General features: G+C 69.1%; 13 protein-coding genes. 9 read left to right on the top strand and 4 right to left on the bottom strand.

The window, feature by feature from the left end; all coding sequences use genetic code 11:
* The first annotated feature begins 146 nt into the window (after positions 1-146).
* Both PA6_RS16655 and aauR read left to right on the top strand, forming a co-directional pair.
* Positions 147-2,015 carry a sensor histidine kinase gene (locus PA6_RS16655; protein ID WP_021702119.1) on the top strand — a complete coding sequence of 623 codons (1,869 nt, stop codon included), beginning with the start codon at positions 147-149 and terminating at the stop codon, positions 2,013-2,015.
* The gene (aauR, locus tag PA6_RS16650) at positions 2,008-3,339 is read left to right on the top strand and encodes a two-component response regulator AauR (protein ID WP_021702118.1); all 1,332 of its coding nucleotides are present in this window, start codon (positions 2,008-2,010) and stop codon (positions 3,337-3,339) included. The genes PA6_RS16655 and aauR overlap by 8 nt, the downstream gene beginning before the upstream one ends.
* A gap of 12 nt (positions 3,340-3,351) precedes the next feature.
* Here the strand turns inward: aauR and PA6_RS16645 are convergent, their stop codons facing one another.
* Positions 3,352-4,203, bottom strand: a complete 852-nt coding sequence (locus PA6_RS16645; RefSeq protein WP_021702117.1) for a hypothetical protein — start codon at positions 4,201-4,203, stop codon at positions 3,352-3,354.
* Positions 4,204-4,275: 72 nt separating this feature from the next.
* The gene (locus tag PA6_RS16640; protein WP_021702116.1) at positions 4,276-5,178 is read right to left on the bottom strand and encodes a LysR substrate-binding domain-containing protein; all 903 of its coding nucleotides are present in this window, start codon (positions 5,176-5,178) and stop codon (positions 4,276-4,278) included.
* Between the two features lie 183 nt (positions 5,179-5,361).
* Here PA6_RS16640 and aspA point away from each other — a divergent pair, with 183 nt between their 5' ends.
* Complete coding sequence (gene aspA / locus PA6_RS16635) at positions 5,362-6,786, top strand: aspartate ammonia-lyase (RefSeq protein ID WP_021702115.1); 1,425 nt, start codon at positions 5,362-5,364, stop codon at positions 6,784-6,786.
* A 14-nt stretch (positions 6,787-6,800) separates the two neighbouring features.
* Complete coding sequence (locus PA6_RS24275; RefSeq protein ID WP_255209934.1) at positions 6,801-6,935, top strand: hypothetical protein; 135 nt, start codon at positions 6,801-6,803, stop codon at positions 6,933-6,935.
* A 280-nt stretch (positions 6,936-7,215) separates the two neighbouring features.
* Here PA6_RS24275 and pdxR read toward each other — a convergent pair whose 3' ends face one another.
* Complete coding sequence (gene pdxR, locus PA6_RS16630) at positions 7,216-8,679, bottom strand: MocR-like pyridoxine biosynthesis transcription factor PdxR (RefSeq protein WP_021702114.1); 1,464 nt, start codon at positions 8,677-8,679, stop codon at positions 7,216-7,218.
* A gap of 88 nt (positions 8,680-8,767) precedes the next feature.
* Here pdxR and PA6_RS16625 point away from each other — a divergent pair, with 88 nt between their 5' ends.
* From PA6_RS16625 to PA6_RS16615, 3 genes are all read left to right on the top strand, one after another.
* Positions 8,768-9,391 (top strand): FMN-binding negative transcriptional regulator, encoded by a 624-nt coding sequence (locus PA6_RS16625; protein WP_021702113.1) that lies wholly within the window; start codon positions 8,768-8,770, stop codon positions 9,389-9,391.
* Positions 9,392-9,475: 84 nt separating this feature from the next.
* Positions 9,476-9,919, top strand: coding sequence for a GNAT family N-acetyltransferase (locus PA6_RS16620; protein ID WP_021702112.1), 444 nt, complete (start codon positions 9,476-9,478; stop codon positions 9,917-9,919).
* Positions 9,916-10,587 (top strand): GNAT family N-acetyltransferase, encoded by a 672-nt coding sequence (locus PA6_RS16615; protein ID WP_021702111.1) that lies wholly within the window; start codon positions 9,916-9,918, stop codon positions 10,585-10,587. The genes PA6_RS16620 and PA6_RS16615 overlap by 4 nt, the downstream gene beginning before the upstream one ends.
* Positions 10,588-10,590: 3 nt before the next feature.
* Here the strand turns inward: PA6_RS16615 and PA6_RS16610 are convergent, their stop codons facing one another.
* The gene (locus PA6_RS16610; protein WP_021702110.1) at positions 10,591-11,409 is read right to left on the bottom strand and encodes a helix-turn-helix domain-containing protein; all 819 of its coding nucleotides are present in this window, start codon (positions 11,407-11,409) and stop codon (positions 10,591-10,593) included.
* 163 nt (positions 11,410-11,572) lie between these two features.
* On the opposite strand from PA6_RS16610, the gene PA6_RS16605 reads away from it, so the two are divergent.
* Both PA6_RS16605 and PA6_RS16600 read left to right on the top strand, forming a co-directional pair.
* Positions 11,573-13,018, top strand: a complete 1,446-nt coding sequence (locus tag PA6_RS16605; RefSeq protein ID WP_021702109.1) for an alanine/glycine:cation symporter family protein — start codon at positions 11,573-11,575, stop codon at positions 13,016-13,018.
* A 90-nt stretch (positions 13,019-13,108) separates the two neighbouring features.
* Complete coding sequence (locus PA6_RS16600; protein WP_021702108.1) at positions 13,109-14,101, top strand: asparaginase; 993 nt, start codon at positions 13,109-13,111, stop codon at positions 14,099-14,101.
* Positions 14,102-14,105: the final 4 nt, after the last annotated feature.

Raw genomic sequence — 14,105 nt, 5'->3', positions numbered from 1 at the left:
CCCTCTCCCGTAAACGGGAGAGGGAGCATTTGCCTCGTGCCATCCGCCGAGTAGATCCGATTCCCCCTCTCCCCTCGGGAGAGGGGCCAGGGGTGAGGGACTCATCGGCACCTCCCCCTCTCCCTACCCAGCCCCGGACGACTGTGATGCAATGCCCCTCCCCCAGCGTCCCGCCCGTGCTTGCCGTGAAGCCACGCCTGTTCCGCCAGATCCTGCTGACCCTGCTGGGCATCGCCCTGGTGCTCGGCTGCGGCTACGCCGGCTACCGCCTCAGCGAGGCGGCCGGCATCCGTGACCTGGCCGAGGGCGGCGAGCGCCAGCTGGAGCTCAACGCCCGCGCGGTGGAAAGCGAGATCGGCAAGTACACCTACCTGCCCAGCCTGCTGGAACTGGAAAGCAGCGTCAGCCGCCTGCTGCTGACCCCCGGTCGCTACCGCCGGCAGCGCCTCAACGATCATCTCGAAGGCCTCAACCGCCGTGCCGGCAGCCTGGCGGTGTACGTGCTCGACCTCGACGGCCGGGTGGTCGCCACCAGCAACTGGAGCCAGCCGGACAGCTACCTGGGCGAGGACCTGTCGTTCCGCGACTACTACAAGCAGGCCGTGCGCGGTGAACCGGGGCGCTTCTACGGCATCGGCAGCACCACCGGCGAGCCAGGCTACTACCTGGCCCACGGCCTGCGCGGCAATGGCCGGGTGATCGGCGTGGCGGTGGTCAAGGTGCGCCTCGACGCCCTGGAGAAGCGCTGGGCCGACGCCCGCGTGGAAGCCTACGTCAGCGACGAGAACGGCATCATCATCCTCTCCAGCGACCCGAAACGCCGGCTCAAGGCCGTGCGACCGCTGGACGACGCCACCCGCGAACGCCTGGCGCGCAGCCTGCAATACCACTGGGCGGCGCTGGAAGAACTGCAACCGCTGGCGCGCCGCGCGCTGGGCGACGGCCTCGAGGAAGTGCGCCTGCGCGGCCCCGCCGGCCAGCCGCTGGACTACCTGCAACAGACCCGCGCCCTGGCCGACACGCCCTGGCACCTGACCCTGCTCACGCCGCTGGCCGAGCAGCGCCGCGCCGCCGTCAGCCACGGCCTGCTGGCCGGCGTGGCCTGCGCCCTGCTGATCTTCGGCGGCCTGGCGCTGAACCAGCGGCGCAAGGTGATCGCCACCCGCCTGGCGGCGCGCGAAGCGCTGCAGGCGGCCAACGCCGACCTGGAACGCAAGATCGCCGAGCGCACCCTCGACCTGTCCGCCAGCAACCGCCTGCTGCAGGACGAAGTGCGCGAGCGCCAGCAGACCGAAGCCACCCTGCGTCAGGCCCAGGACGGCCTGGTGCAGGCCGGCAAGCTGGCGGTGATCGGGCAGATGTCGACCAGCATCGCCCACGAGCTGAACCAGCCGCTGGCGGCGCTGCGTACCCTGTCGGCGAACGCCGCGCGCTTCCTCGAACGCGGCGCGCTGGACACCGCCGGCAGCAACCTGCAGGCGATCGGCGAACTGGTCGACCGCATGGGCCGCATCACCGCCAGCCTGCGCGCCTTCGCCCGACGCGGCGGCGACCAGGGCCAGGCCAGCCTGGAGCAGGCGGTGGACGCCGCGCTGTTCCTCCTGCACAGCCGCATCGAGCAGGAGCGCCCGACCCTGCACCGCGCCTTCGCCGAGGCGCGCCTGGCCATCGACCAGACCCGCCTGGAGCAGATCCTGGTCAACCTGCTGAGCAACGCCCTCGACGCCCTGCGCGAGCAGCCGCGCCGCGAGCTGTGGCTGAGCGGCGCGGCGCAGGGCGCCGACTACGTACTGGAGGTGCGCGACAGCGGCGCCGGCATCCCGCCGGACCTGCGCGCGCACCTGTTCGAGCCCTTCTTCACCACCAAGCCCGGCGAGAAGGGCCTCGGCCTCGGCCTGACCCTCTCGGCCAGCCTCGCAGCGGCCGCCGCCGGCAGCCTGGCCGTGCGCCACCCGAAGGAAGGCGGCACCGCCTTCGTCCTCACTCTGCCCCTGGAGGAGCCCCGCCATGTCTGACGCGCTGACCGTGCTGATCGTCGAGGACGACCCCCACGTCCTGCTCGGCTGCCAGCAGGCGCTGGCCCTGGAGGACATCGACAGCGTCGGCGTCGGCAGCGCCGAGGAAGCGCTGGCCAGGGTCGAGGCCGACTTCGCCGGCATCGTCGTCAGCGACATCCGCCTGCCGGGCATGGACGGCCTGCAGCTGCTGGCCGAACTCAAGCGCCGCGACCCGCGCCTGCCGGTGGTGCTGATCACCGGCCACGGCGACATCGGCATGGCGGTGGGCGCCATGCGCGACGGCGCCTACGACTTCATCGAAAAGCCCTTCTCCCCCGAGCGCCTGGTCGAGGTGGTGCGCCGCGCTCTGGAACAACGTGGCCTGGCCCGCGAGGTCAGCGACCTGCGCCGCCAGCTGGCCGGGCGCCAGGCCCTGGAGCAGCGCATCATCGGTCGCTCGCCGGCCATGCAGCGTCTGCGCGAGCTGATCGCCAACGTCGCCGACACCGGCGCCAACGTGCTGATCGAGGGCGAGACCGGCACCGGCAAGGAGCTGGTGGCGCGCTGCCTGCACGATTTCAGCCGGCGCCAGGGCAAGGAGTTCGTCGCCCTCAACTGCGGCGGCCTGCCGGAAAGCCTGTTCGAGAGCGAGATCTTCGGCCACGAGGCCAACGCCTTCACCGGCGCCGGCAAGCGCCGTATCGGCAAGATCGAGCACGCCCACGGCGGCTCGCTGTTCCTCGACGAGATCGAGAGCATGCCGCTGGCCCTGCAGATCAAGCTGCTGCGCGTGCTGCAGGAGCACAGCCTGGAACGCCTCGGCTCGAACCAGCCGATCAGCGTGGACTGCCGGGTGATCGCCGCGACCAAGGCCGACCTGGCCGAGCTGGGCCAGCGCGGCGAGTTCCGCAGCGACCTGTACTACCGGCTCAACGTGGTCAGCCTGGAACTGCCGCCGCTGCGCGACCGCCGCGAGGACATCCTGCTGCTGTTCGAACACTTCCTGCAGCAGTCGGCGCTGCGCTTCGACCGCGCCCTGCCCGAGCTCGACCGCGCCACCGCCAGCGCGCTGCAGGCCCACGACTGGCCGGGCAACGTGCGCGAACTGCGCAACGTGGCCGAGCGCTTCGCCCTCGGCCTGCCGGTGTTCAAGCACAGCGGCGCGGCGCCGGACGGCAGCGGCGCGAGCTTCGCCGAAGCGGTCGAGGCCTTCGAGCGCAACCTCATCGGCGCCGCCCTGGAGCGCCACGCCGGCAACCTCAGCCAGGCCGCCCAGGCCCTGGGCATGGCCAAGACCACGCTGTTCGACAAGGTGAAGAAGTACGGCTTGCAGCAGAGCTGAGCCGGCGGCTGATTAGTCGCGCCAGCGATACTCGACGTCAACCAGGCGATCCATGCCGGCGCCGTAGAACAGCGAGAACGGCCTGCCGAGTGCCGCCACGGCCTCGGCACAGCCGGCCAGCGCATCCGTTTCCTGCGCGGGGATGGCAAAGCCGAGCCGGTCACCACCCAGCTCAGGCAGGCGAACCTGCACCTGCTTGCTCGTCACCAGGCGCTGCAAGTCCGGGTCGGCGAAGTGCCAGACGTGCGGAACGACCAGCGTGTCGCGAATGATCAGCGTCGGGAGGGCCTGCTGCACAAGGGCTTCCAGCTTCTTGGGGGAGCTACTGTTCTCGAAGAAAAAGCGCAGCCGTGGCAGCGCAGCGTCCAACCCCGCCTCAACCTGGCAAAGCCGCCCCTCATCGCCGAGACCGGGCAGCCCGTCGAACGTCAGACCCACGTCATAGCTCGGCTGCACCAGTGCCAGCTGATCCAGCATCCTCTCGCGCACCTCGCCCTGGGGCATCAGGGCCATGTACTCCGCGTCCAGGCGCTCCATCTGCAGCTCCAGACGCACGCGCTCGTTCCAGGTAGCACGGGCCGCCAGGATGGCGCCGAGATAGTCCTGCAGGCGCTGGCGCTCGGCCGCGCTGAGCGGCGCCCCGCTGAAGCTAACCGCAAGGCCGTCGCCGTCCAGTCGGCGCACGCCGATACGCTGCGCGTCGATCTGCTGGCTCACCAGCGCCGCCCGCAGCGCGCGCTCCAGCGTCGCATTGATGCCGGGGCCGGACTCGCCAGCGACAGACACATTGAAGCGCAGGATCAGTTGATCCTCGTTGCAACCACTCAACAACAGGCAGAACAGCAGACTGGCCAGCAAGCGCATGGCAGCCCTCCTTGGCGGCAATGGCGGAGGCGCAATTCTAGCCGCACGCGGGCATCGCCCAGGGGATCACGGTCACACCCCCGCGCCTTCCTTGAGCTTGCGCCACAGCAGGCGTACCGCCGCCTTGCGCGACAGCTCGCAGCGGTACAGGCGGATCTCCAGCGGCACCTGCCACTGCTCGCCACCGCACACGGCCAGCTCGCCGCGGGCCAGCTCGGCGGTTACCGACAGGCGCGGCACCCAGGCCACGCCAAGGCCCTGCAGGGCCATGGTCTTGAGGCTGTCGGCCATGGCCGTCTCGTACACGGTGGTGGAGCGCAGCGCGCGCTGGCGCAGCAGCTGGTTCACCGAGCGGCCGAGGAAGGCACCGGCGCTGTAGGCCAACAGCGGCACGGTCTGGCCGCTCTCCAGGTTGAACAGCGGCGCGCCATCCTCACTCACCGCGCACACCGGCAGCATCGAGGTGGTGCCAAGGTGCAGCGAGGGGAAGATGTCCGGCGCCAGCTGCATGGCCGCGTCCGGGTCGTAGTAGGCGAGGATCAGGTCACAGCTGCCTTCGCGCAGCGAATGCACCGCCTCGCCGACGTTGGTCGCCACCAGCCGGGTGGACAGCGGCAGGCCCTCGCGGCGCAGGCGGCCGATCCATTCCGGGAAGAAGCCGAGGGTCAGCGAGTGCGCGGCGGCGATCTGCAGCACCTCGCCCTGCTGGCCCTCGACACGGTGCAGGTGACGCACCACTTCGCCGAGCTGCTCGACCATGCTGCGCGCGGTGACCAGAAACAGCTGGCCGGACTCGGTCAGCTCCACCGGCGTGCGGGTGCGGTTGACCAGGGTCAGCCCCAGCGCCGCTTCCAGGCTGCGGATGCGCCGACTGAAGGCCGGCTGGGTGACGAAGCGCTTCTCGGCTGCCTGGGAAAAGCTGCGGGTGGCGGCCAGGGCGACGAAGTCCTCCAGCCATTTGGTTTCCAGATTCATTGCCTAGTTCTTCGCTCAATTTCGTTTGAAATTATGCACGCGCGACATTCAACCCGAGTCACGGCGACATTATGCCGATTCGGCATAGCATAGCGTTTAACAGCATTGGCCGACGGACGGCGCAAAGCCTAGATTATTGGGCATCGCGGCGCCAAGCCGTATTACCCCGAGAATAAACCCATCATGTCCGCTGCTGCATCCATCCGCGTCGAAAAAGACCTGCTCGGCAAACTCGAAGTCCCCGCAGACGCTTACTACGGCATTCAGACCCTGCGTGCCGTGCAGAATTTTCGACTGTCCGGCGTGCCGCTGTCGCACTACCCGAAACTGGTGATCGCCCTGGCCATGGTCAAGCAGGCCGCCGCCGACGCCAACCGCGAGCTGGGCCACCTGTCCGCCGCCAAGCACACCGCCATCAGCACCGCCTGTGCGCGCATCATCCAGGGCGAGTTCCACGAGCAGTTCGTGGTCGACATGATCCAGGGCGGCGCCGGTACCTCGACCAACATGAACGCCAACGAGGTGATCGCCAACATCGCCCTGGAAGCCATGGGCCATGAGAAGGGCGAGTACCAGCACCTGCACCCGAACAACGACGTGAACATGGCGCAGTCGACCAACGACGCCTACCCGACCGCCATCCGCGTCGGCCTGCTGCTCGGCCATGACTTCCTGCTCACCGCCCTGGACAAGCTGATCCAGTCGTTCGCCGCCAAGGGCCTGGAATTCGGCCACGTGCTGAAGATGGGCCGCACCCAGCTGCAGGACGCCGTACCCATGACCCTGGGCCAGGAATTCCGCGCCTTCGCCACCACCCTCGGCGAAGACCTGCAGCACCTCAAGCGCATGGCGCCGGCTCTGCTCACCGAAGTGAACCTGGGCGGCACCGCCATCGGTACCGGCATCAACGCCGATCCGGCCTACCAGAAGCTTGCCGTCGAGCGCCTGGCGATCATCAGCGGTCACCCGGTGGTGCCGGCGGCCGACCTGATCGAAGCCACCTCGGACATGGGCGCCTTCGTGCTGTTCTCCGGCATGCTCAAGCGCACCGCGGTCAAGCTGTCGAAGATCTGCAACGACCTGCGCCTGCTCTCCAGCGGCCCGCGCACCGGGATCAACGAGATCAACCTGCCGGCCCGCCAGCCGGGCAGCTCGATCATGCCGGGCAAGGTCAACCCGGTGATTCCGGAAGCGGTCAACCAGGTGGCCTTCGAAGTGATCGGCAACGACCTGGCCCTGACCATCGCCGCCGAAGGTGGCCAGCTGCAGCTGAACGTGATGGAACCGCTGATCGCCTACAAGATCCTCGACTCGATCCGCCTGCTGACCCGCTCCATGGACATGCTGCGCGAGCTGTGCATCGACGGCATCACCGCCAACGAAGCCCATTGCCGCCAGCTGATGGAAAACTCCATCGGCCTGGTCACCGCGCTCAACCCCTACATCGGCTACGAGAACGCCACCCGCATCGCCAAGACCGCGCTGGAAAGCGGCCGCGGCGTGCTGGAACTGGTGCGCGAGGAGCAGCTGCTGGACGAGGCCACCCTGGCCGACATCCTGCGCCCGGAAAACATGATCGCCCCGCGCCTGGTGCCGCTGCAGCCTTGATTGGAGTAACGCCCATGCACAGCAAATCGCCCGCTCGCTACGAGATCAAACCGCTGTTCCTTGCCCTGCACCCGCCGCGCCGGGTGTGGCCGGACAACGCCGGTTTCTACGTCAGCCCGGTGTGCCCACCGCGCCGCGCCCGCGGCTGAACGCAAGCTTTCATAGACGAGGCCCTCACCAGCCTCACCACTCAGGGATGGCCTCGGCCATCCCTTTTTTTGTCCGCCTGTTTTCTCCCCTCTGCAGCTGGCGCGGGCCCCCTCTCCCCAGCCCTCTCCCCGCCGGTGAGAGGGGGCGCATGGAGCTTGAGCGGCACCACGGAGTTCAGCCGTAGCCCGGCTGCAATCCGGGAGCGGAGTCGCCTGCATCCCCGGATTGCATCCGGGCTACAGACGGCGGTCTCCCCTCTCCCGTTAACGGGGGAGAGGGCTACAACTTCCAGGCCCGGCGCAGCGTGGCGATGGCCTCGACGATCTGCGCCTCGGGCACGGCGGCAAAGCCCAGCACCAGGCCGGCACGGGCATCCACCGGCACCGCATCGTCATCCAGCCAGTAGCTGCTGAGAGGGTTCATCTCCACCCCGGCGGCCCGCGCGGCGGCGACCAGCTCGCGCTCGCGAGCGATGCTCGCCACCCGTACGCACAGGTGCAGGCCAGCCTCCACCGAGGGCAAAGGCGCGCAACCGGGAATCGCCTGCGGCCAGTGCGCCAGCAGGGCATCGCGGCGCGCCCGCGCCGCCGCGCGCATGCGCCGCACATGGCGCTGGAAATGGCCGGCGGCGATGAACTCGGCCATCACCGCCTGGGTACCGACCTCCGAATGGCGCATGTCGATGGCCCGGCGCCGGGCAAAGGCCTCGGCCAGCGCGGGCGGCAGCACCAGGTAGCCGAGACGCAGGGCGGGAAAGGCGATCTTGCAGAAGGTGCCGACGTACAGCACCCGCCCCTGCCGGTCCAGCGCCGCCAGGGGCGCCAGCGGCGTACCGCTGTAGCGGTACTCGCCGTCGTAGTCGTCCTCGATGATCCAGCCGTCCCGGCGCTGCGCCCATTCCAGCAGTTCCAGGCGCCGCGCCAGCGACAGGGTCACGCCCGTCGGATACTGGTGCGAGGGCGTGACATAGGCCAGCCGGCAGTCCCCGAGCGCCTGCAGCGCGGCGGTGTCGAGGCCGTCGCCATCCACCGCCACGCCGCACAATTCAGCACCAGCCACGGCGAAGGCATGGCCGGCGGCGCGGTAGCCGGGGTTCTCGACGGCCACCCGGTCGCCGGGCTGCACCAGCAGCTGGGCGCACAGGCTGATGGCCTGCTGCGCGCCGCAGGTGATGACGATCTGCGCCGGGTCGCAGTTGAGCCCGCGACTGCTGCGCAGGTAGGCCGCCACCAGCTCGCGCAGGGTGGCATCGCCGGCCGGGTCGCCGTAGCCCAGGCGCGCGGCCGAGGGCTTGCGCCAGAAGCGCGCCTGCAGCCGCGCCCAGGTCTCAAAGGGGAACAGGTCATAGGCCGGCACGCCGATGCGAAAGGCCCGCGGCGCGCCGGTGGGCGGCAGCGGCAGGTGGTGCTCGTGCAACACGGCCAGCGCCGCGCTGGCGGGGCTGGCCTGCACGGGCAGCGCGGGCGTGGCGCGCAGGCCGGCGACATCGGCCACGTAGGTGCCGTCGCCGACCCGGCCTTCGATGTAACCCTCGGCGTACAGCTGGTCCAGCGCGCGGGTGACGGTGTTGCGCGACACCCCGAGCACGCGGGCCAGGTCGCGGCTGGCCGGCAAGCGGCTGCGGCCGGCCAGTCGTCCGTCCAGGATGCGTTCGCGCAGGCCCTGGTAGAGCTGGCGCGCCAGCCCCGCGCCGCTGAGGCGGATGCCGGAAAGGTCGACGGGCAACAGCGGTGTGGCGGACATGATTGGCTCCATCGAAGTCGCACTTAATGGCTCTTACAACAGGCCAATATCCTGCCTAGCATGACCTCATTGCGCCAGGAGAACCGCCATGTACCTGCCCTCCGCTTTCCGCCAGGACGATCTCGCCGAGCTGCACGCGCAGCTGCAGGCCAACCCCTTCGCCCTGCTCACCAGTGCCGGCGCCGCAGGCGTGCAGGCCAGCCATCTGCCGCTGCTGCTGGAACCCGACGAGGGCGAGTTCGGCACCCTCTACGGCCACTTCGCCCGGGCCAACCCGCACTGGCGCGACTTGCAGGGCGGCGCCGAGGCGCTCGCCGTGTTCAGCGGCCCGGACGCCTACATCAGCCCCGGCTGGTACCCGGCCAAGGCCGAGCACGGCAAGGTGGTACCGACCTGGAACTACATCGCCGTGCACGCCCGCGGCCCGGTCGAACTGATCGAGGAGCCCGAGCGCCTGCTGCAGATCGTCAGCCGCCTCAGCGACCAGCATGAAAGCGGCCGCGAGCGGCCCTGGGCGGTCAGCGATGCGCCGCGCGAGTACATCGACAGCATGCTGCGCGCCATCGTCGGCTTCGCCCTGCCGATCCGCCGCCTGGAAGGCAAGTGGAAGCTCGGGCAGAACCGCTCGGCCGCCGACCAGGCCGGCGTGCGCGACGGCCTTGCCAGCTCACCCAGCCCACGCGACCGCGAACTGGCGGCACGCATGAGCTGAGCCGCACCCAGTCCCCTCTCCCCCCAGGGGAGAGGGTTAGGGAGAGGGGAAGGCCCCACCCGCATTCACATACAAGGAGGAACCATGCTCGACATCCGCCCCATCACCGCCGCCGACCGCGCCGCCTGGCTGCCGCTCTGGCAGGGCTACCAGCGTTTCTACAACGCCACCATTGCCGAAGAGACCAGCGCCCTCACCTGGCAGCGCTTCCTCGACCCGGCCGAGCCGATGCACGCCGCCCTGGCCTGGCGCGATGGCGCGGCCGTCGGCCTGGTGCACTTCATCTATCACCGCAGCTGCTGGACCACGGGCGACTACTGCTACCTGCAGGACCTCTACGTGGCAGAAAACATTCGCGGCGGCGGCATCGGCCGCGCGCTGATCGAGCACGTCTACGCCCAGGCAGCCGCCGCCGGCGCCAGTCGCGTGCACTGGCTGACCCAGGAAACCAACTACCAGGGGCGCATGCTCTACGACCGCATCGCCGACCGCTCCGGCTTTATCCAGTACCGGAAACTGCTGGCATGAGCACCGACCTGAGCCACTGGCAGCCACGCCCCTTCCCGCCCCATGAACCCTTGCAGGGCCGCTTTATCCGCCTGGAGCCACTGGAGGCCGCACACCACGGCGACGATCTGTGGCAGGAGCTGCAGGGGCCCGACCCGGCGCTGTGGGACTACCTGCCCTATGGCCCCTTCGCCGAACGCACGGCCTTCGATGCCTGGCTGGCCGGCCATGCCGACAGCCGCGATCCGCAGTGCTACTCCGTGGTCGAGCAGACCGACGGCCGCGCCCTGGGCCTGCTGGCCTACCTGCGCATCACGCCCAAGGACGGCTGCATCGAGCTCGGCCATATCGCCTTCGGCGCCGCCCTGCAGCGCACGCCGGGCGCCAGCGAGGCGGTGTTCCTGCTGGCGCGGAATGCCTTCGACGAGCTGGGCTACCGCCGCCTCGAATGGAAGTGCAACGCGCGCAACGCCCGCTCGCGGCGCGCCGCCGAGCGTTTCGGCTTCAGCTATGAAGGGCTGTTCCGCCAGCACATGATCGTCAAGGGCGAGAACCGCGACACTGCCTGGTATGCACTGCTCGATGGGGAGTGGCCGCAGTGTCGTACGGCCTTCCAACGCTGGCTGGCGGCGGACAACTTCGACGCCGAGGGGCGGCAGAAACGCCGGCTGGAGGAGCTGCGCGACTAAGGCTCACTCGATCTCGAACAACCCGTTCTTCAGCGGCGCCACATCCAGGCGCTGGCGCACGTCGGCGTCGATGCGCGGGTCGTCCGGGCGGTACAGGCGCACCTGGCGGTAGGCGCTGATGCGGTTGATCTCCGGGCCCAGGTATTCCCACACCACGCGGGTGCAGGCCGGGTTGCGCCGGTCGCCGCTGGAGACGCCGGTCTTCAGGCCGTTGAGGCGGGTGATGCGGCTCTTGTAGCTGGGGATGAGGATGGTCTGACTCATCTCGTTGAGGGTGAGCGACTCGTAGTCCATCAGGAACAGCCGGTCCTGCAGCTGGAAGGCGGCGCCCAGGTAGCGGCAGCGCACCCAGTCCTCGGCCTGCACGTCGGTACTAGCCGAGCGCTCCTGGCGCTCCTGGCGCTCGAACAGGAAGTCGCCATCCTCCTCCCACAGGTACACCAGCGACAGCAGCACATAGCCGGGAACGGACATGCAGTTGGAGTACTCGAAGTAGTAGCCGCAGTAACGGCGCAGGTCGCCGGTCTGCTCGCGCAGCGGCTTGAGCAGCTCCAGCAGGGTATCGCTGCGCTTGCCGCTGATCTGGTCCGGCCCGCGCGCACCGAGCAGGCGCACGAACTGCTCGGGCGGCAGCAGCAGCTCGTAGTCCTCGACGCCGAAGAAGTCGCAGATACGCTTGAGGTTGTAGGGCGTGGGACGGCTCTGCCCGGCCAGGTACTTGTTGAACTGGGCGCGATTGATGGCGAGCTTGCGGCAAACCTCGGCGATCGAGCGGTAGTGGCTGCAGAGCAGCCTGAGGTTGGCGCCGAGGGTATCCGACATGACAGCGGTCCTGGTGATGCGAGCGACGCGATTCTAGCATCAACTCGCGTCATATCGCCGCAACCCGCGAAATTGCCCGGAGCCATCGACGGGCAGACCATGCGCCAGCCGCGTGTGCTGTCCCGGCGCTCATCACGCATAACTACAAGAGAGACAACCCATCATGCTCGATCTCCTGAACGACCTGCTCTGGAGCAAGGTCCTCATTGTCGCCCTGGTCGGTCTCGGCCTGTACTTCTCGATTCGCTCCCGCTTCGTGCAATTCCGCTACTTCGGCAACATGTTCAGCATCTTCGCCGAAGCCTTCCAGCGCAAACCCGGTCAACTCAGCTCGTTCCAGGCCCTGATGCTGTCGGTGGCCGGCCGCGTGGGTGCCGGCAACATCGCCGGCGTGGCCGTGGCCATCATGCTCGGCGGCCCAGGCGCGGTGTTCTGGATGTGGCTGGTCGCCCTGCTGGGCATGGCCACCAGCTACTTCGAGTGCTCGCTGGCGCAGCTGTTCAAGCGCCGTGAGCCGGATGGCGGCTACCGTGGCGGTCCGGCCTTCTACATCCAGCACGGCCTGGGCCTGCGCTGGCTGGCCATCGTCTTCTCGATCCTGCTGCTGGTGACCTTCGGCTTCGGCTTCAACGCCGTGCAGTCCTACACCGTGGCCACCTCGCTGCACGACACCTTCGGCCTGCCCACCCACTTCAGCGGCCTCGCCCTGGTGGCGGTGATCGGCCTGATCATCTTCGGCGGCATCAAGCGCATCGCCAGCATGGCCGACGTGCTGGTACCGATCATGGCCTTCTCCTACATCGGCATGGCGCTGGTGGTGATCGGCATGAACGTTTCCGAAGTGCCGGCGACCCTGGCGCTGATCGTCAAGAGCGCCTTCGGCCTGGAACCGGCCTTCGCTGGCGGCATCGGCGCGGCCATCCTGATGGGCGTGAAGCGCGGCCTGTTCTCCAACGAAGCGGGCCTCGGCAGCGCGCCGAACGTGGCCGCCGTGGCCGAGGTCAAGCACCCGGCTGCCCAGGGCATCGTGCAGTCGCTGAGCGTGTTCATCGACACCCTGCTGGTGTGCACCAGCACCGCGCTGATCATCCTGCTCTCCGGCGTGTACCAGCCGGGCATGGAACAGGCCGGTGTGGTCCTGACCCAGACTGCCCTGGCCGCCGAAGTCGGCGAGTGGGGCCGGGTGTTCGTCAGCATGGCCCTGCTGCTCTTCGTCTTCACCACCCTGGTGTACAACTACTACCTGGGTGAGAACGCCCTGGGCTTCTTCACCAGCAAGCGCTGGATGGTGCAGGTCTACCGCGTACTGGTCATCGCCCTGGTGCTGTGGGGTTCGATGCAGGACCTGTCCACCGTGTTCGGCTTCGCCGACGTGACCATGGGCCTGCTGGCACTGGTCAACCTGTTCGCCGTGTTCATGCTGTTCAAGATCGGCCTGCGCCTGATGCGCGACTACGACGAGCAGATCAGCGCCGGTGTCGAGAGCCCGGTACTGGACGCCAAGAAGTTCGCCGACCTGGACCTCGACCCGAGCGTCTGGAGTGCCATCGCCGCCGCCAACGCGAGCGACGAACGCGCCGAGATCGGCCACGCCGTCCATCAGCGCTGACCACCAGCGACGCGAGAAGGAGGGGGCCAAGGCCCCCTTTTTCTTGCCCGCTGCCGCTACACTCGGCCGATCACCATGGTGGAACGACCCATGAATTCTCCGCAGAAACTGCTGGTGCTCTACACCGGCGGCACCATCGGCATGCAGATGAGCGAGGCCGGCCTGGCGCCCGCCTCCGGCTTCGAGGCGCGCCTGCGTGCCGAGCAGGCCCTGCACCCGGAACGCCCGGCCCCGGCCTGGCAGTTCCGCGAGCTGAGCCCGCCGATCGACAGCGCCAACATGCGCCAGGCCAACTGGCTGGCCATGCGCGACGCCATCGTCCAGGCCGTGGATCACGACGGCTTCGATGCCGTGCTGCTGCTGCACGGCACCGACACCCTGGCCTACAGCGCCGCCGCGCTGAGCTTCCTGCTGCTGGGCATCCCGGTGCCGGTGCTGCTGACCGGCTCGATGCTGCCGGCCGGCAGCCCGGGCAGCGACGCCTGGCCCAATCTGTTCGGCGCCCTGGCGGCGCTCGCCGAGGGCTGCCGGCCCGGCGTGCACCTGTACTTCGATGGCCAGCTGCTGCACGGCGCCCGCGCCAGCAAGCTGAAGAGCGAGGCCTTCGATGCCTTCGTCAACATGGCCAGGCCGCGTCACGGCCAGTGTCTGGAACAGCTGCCCGAGGCCCTGCACTATCGCCGCCCGCGCCGCGCAGTGGCGCTGGCCATAATGCCGCTGTTTCCCGGCCTGGGCGCCGCGCAGCTGCGCGCCGTGCTGGCGAGCGGTGTGCAGGGCGTGTTGCTGGAGTGCTATGGCAGCGGCACCGGCCCGGCGGATGACGCCGAGTTCCTCGCAGCTCTGCGCGAGGCGCGCCAGCGCGGCGTGGTGCTGGGCGCCATCAGCCAGTGCCCGCTGGGGCATGTCGACTTCGCGGTGTACGCCGCCGGCAGCGCGCTGGCCGAGGCCGGCCTGGTCAGCGGCGGCGGCATGACCCGCGAGGCGGCGCTGGGCAAGCTGTTCGGTCTGCTCGGTGCCGGCCTGCCGGCCGCCGAGGTCGAGCGCCTGTTCGCCCTCGACCTGTGCGGCGAGCTGGCCGAGTAAGCAC

It is taken from the genome of Aquipseudomonas alcaligenes NBRC 14159 (assembly GCF_000467105.1).
In the GTDB taxonomy this organism is placed as follows: domain Bacteria; phylum Pseudomonadota; class Gammaproteobacteria; order Pseudomonadales; family Pseudomonadaceae; genus Aquipseudomonas; species Aquipseudomonas alcaligenes.
The sequence above is the reverse complement of the archived record's forward strand: the minus strand, read 5'-3'. Positions and strand labels throughout refer to the sequence as shown.

Bases quoted from the DNA above. Each gene is read 5' to 3' on its own strand.
- PA6_RS16640 (WP_021702116.1), bottom strand. From the start codon at position 5,178: ATGAATCTGGAAACCAAATGGCTGGAGGACTTCGTCGCCCTGGCCGCC.
- PA6_RS24275 (WP_255209934.1), top strand. From the start codon at position 6,801: ATGCACAGCAAATCGCCCGCTCGCTACGAGATCAAACCGCTGTTCCTT.
- PA6_RS16600 (WP_021702108.1), top strand. From the start codon at position 13,109: ATGAATTCTCCGCAGAAACTGCTGGTGCTCTACACCGGCGGCACCATC.
- PA6_RS16610 (WP_021702110.1), bottom strand. From the start codon at position 11,409: ATGTCGGATACCCTCGGCGCCAACCTCAGGCTGCTCTGCAGCCACTAC.
- PA6_RS16625 (WP_021702113.1), top strand. From the start codon at position 8,768: ATGTACCTGCCCTCCGCTTTCCGCCAGGACGATCTCGCCGAGCTGCAC.
- PA6_RS16615 (WP_021702111.1), top strand. From the start codon at position 9,916: ATGAGCACCGACCTGAGCCACTGGCAGCCACGCCCCTTCCCGCCCCAT.
- aauR (WP_021702118.1), top strand. From the start codon at position 2,008: ATGTCTGACGCGCTGACCGTGCTGATCGTCGAGGACGACCCCCACGTC.
- PA6_RS16645 (WP_021702117.1), bottom strand. From the start codon at position 4,203: ATGCGCTTGCTGGCCAGTCTGCTGTTCTGCCTGTTGTTGAGTGGTTGC.
- PA6_RS16605 (WP_021702109.1), top strand. From the start codon at position 11,573: ATGCTCGATCTCCTGAACGACCTGCTCTGGAGCAAGGTCCTCATTGTC.
- PA6_RS16655 (WP_021702119.1), top strand. From the start codon at position 147: ATGCAATGCCCCTCCCCCAGCGTCCCGCCCGTGCTTGCCGTGAAGCCA.
- pdxR (WP_021702114.1), bottom strand. From the start codon at position 8,679: ATGTCCGCCACACCGCTGTTGCCCGTCGACCTTTCCGGCATCCGCCTC.
- PA6_RS16620 (WP_021702112.1), top strand. From the start codon at position 9,476: ATGCTCGACATCCGCCCCATCACCGCCGCCGACCGCGCCGCCTGGCTG.
- aspA (WP_021702115.1), top strand. From the start codon at position 5,362: ATGTCCGCTGCTGCATCCATCCGCGTCGAAAAAGACCTGCTCGGCAAA.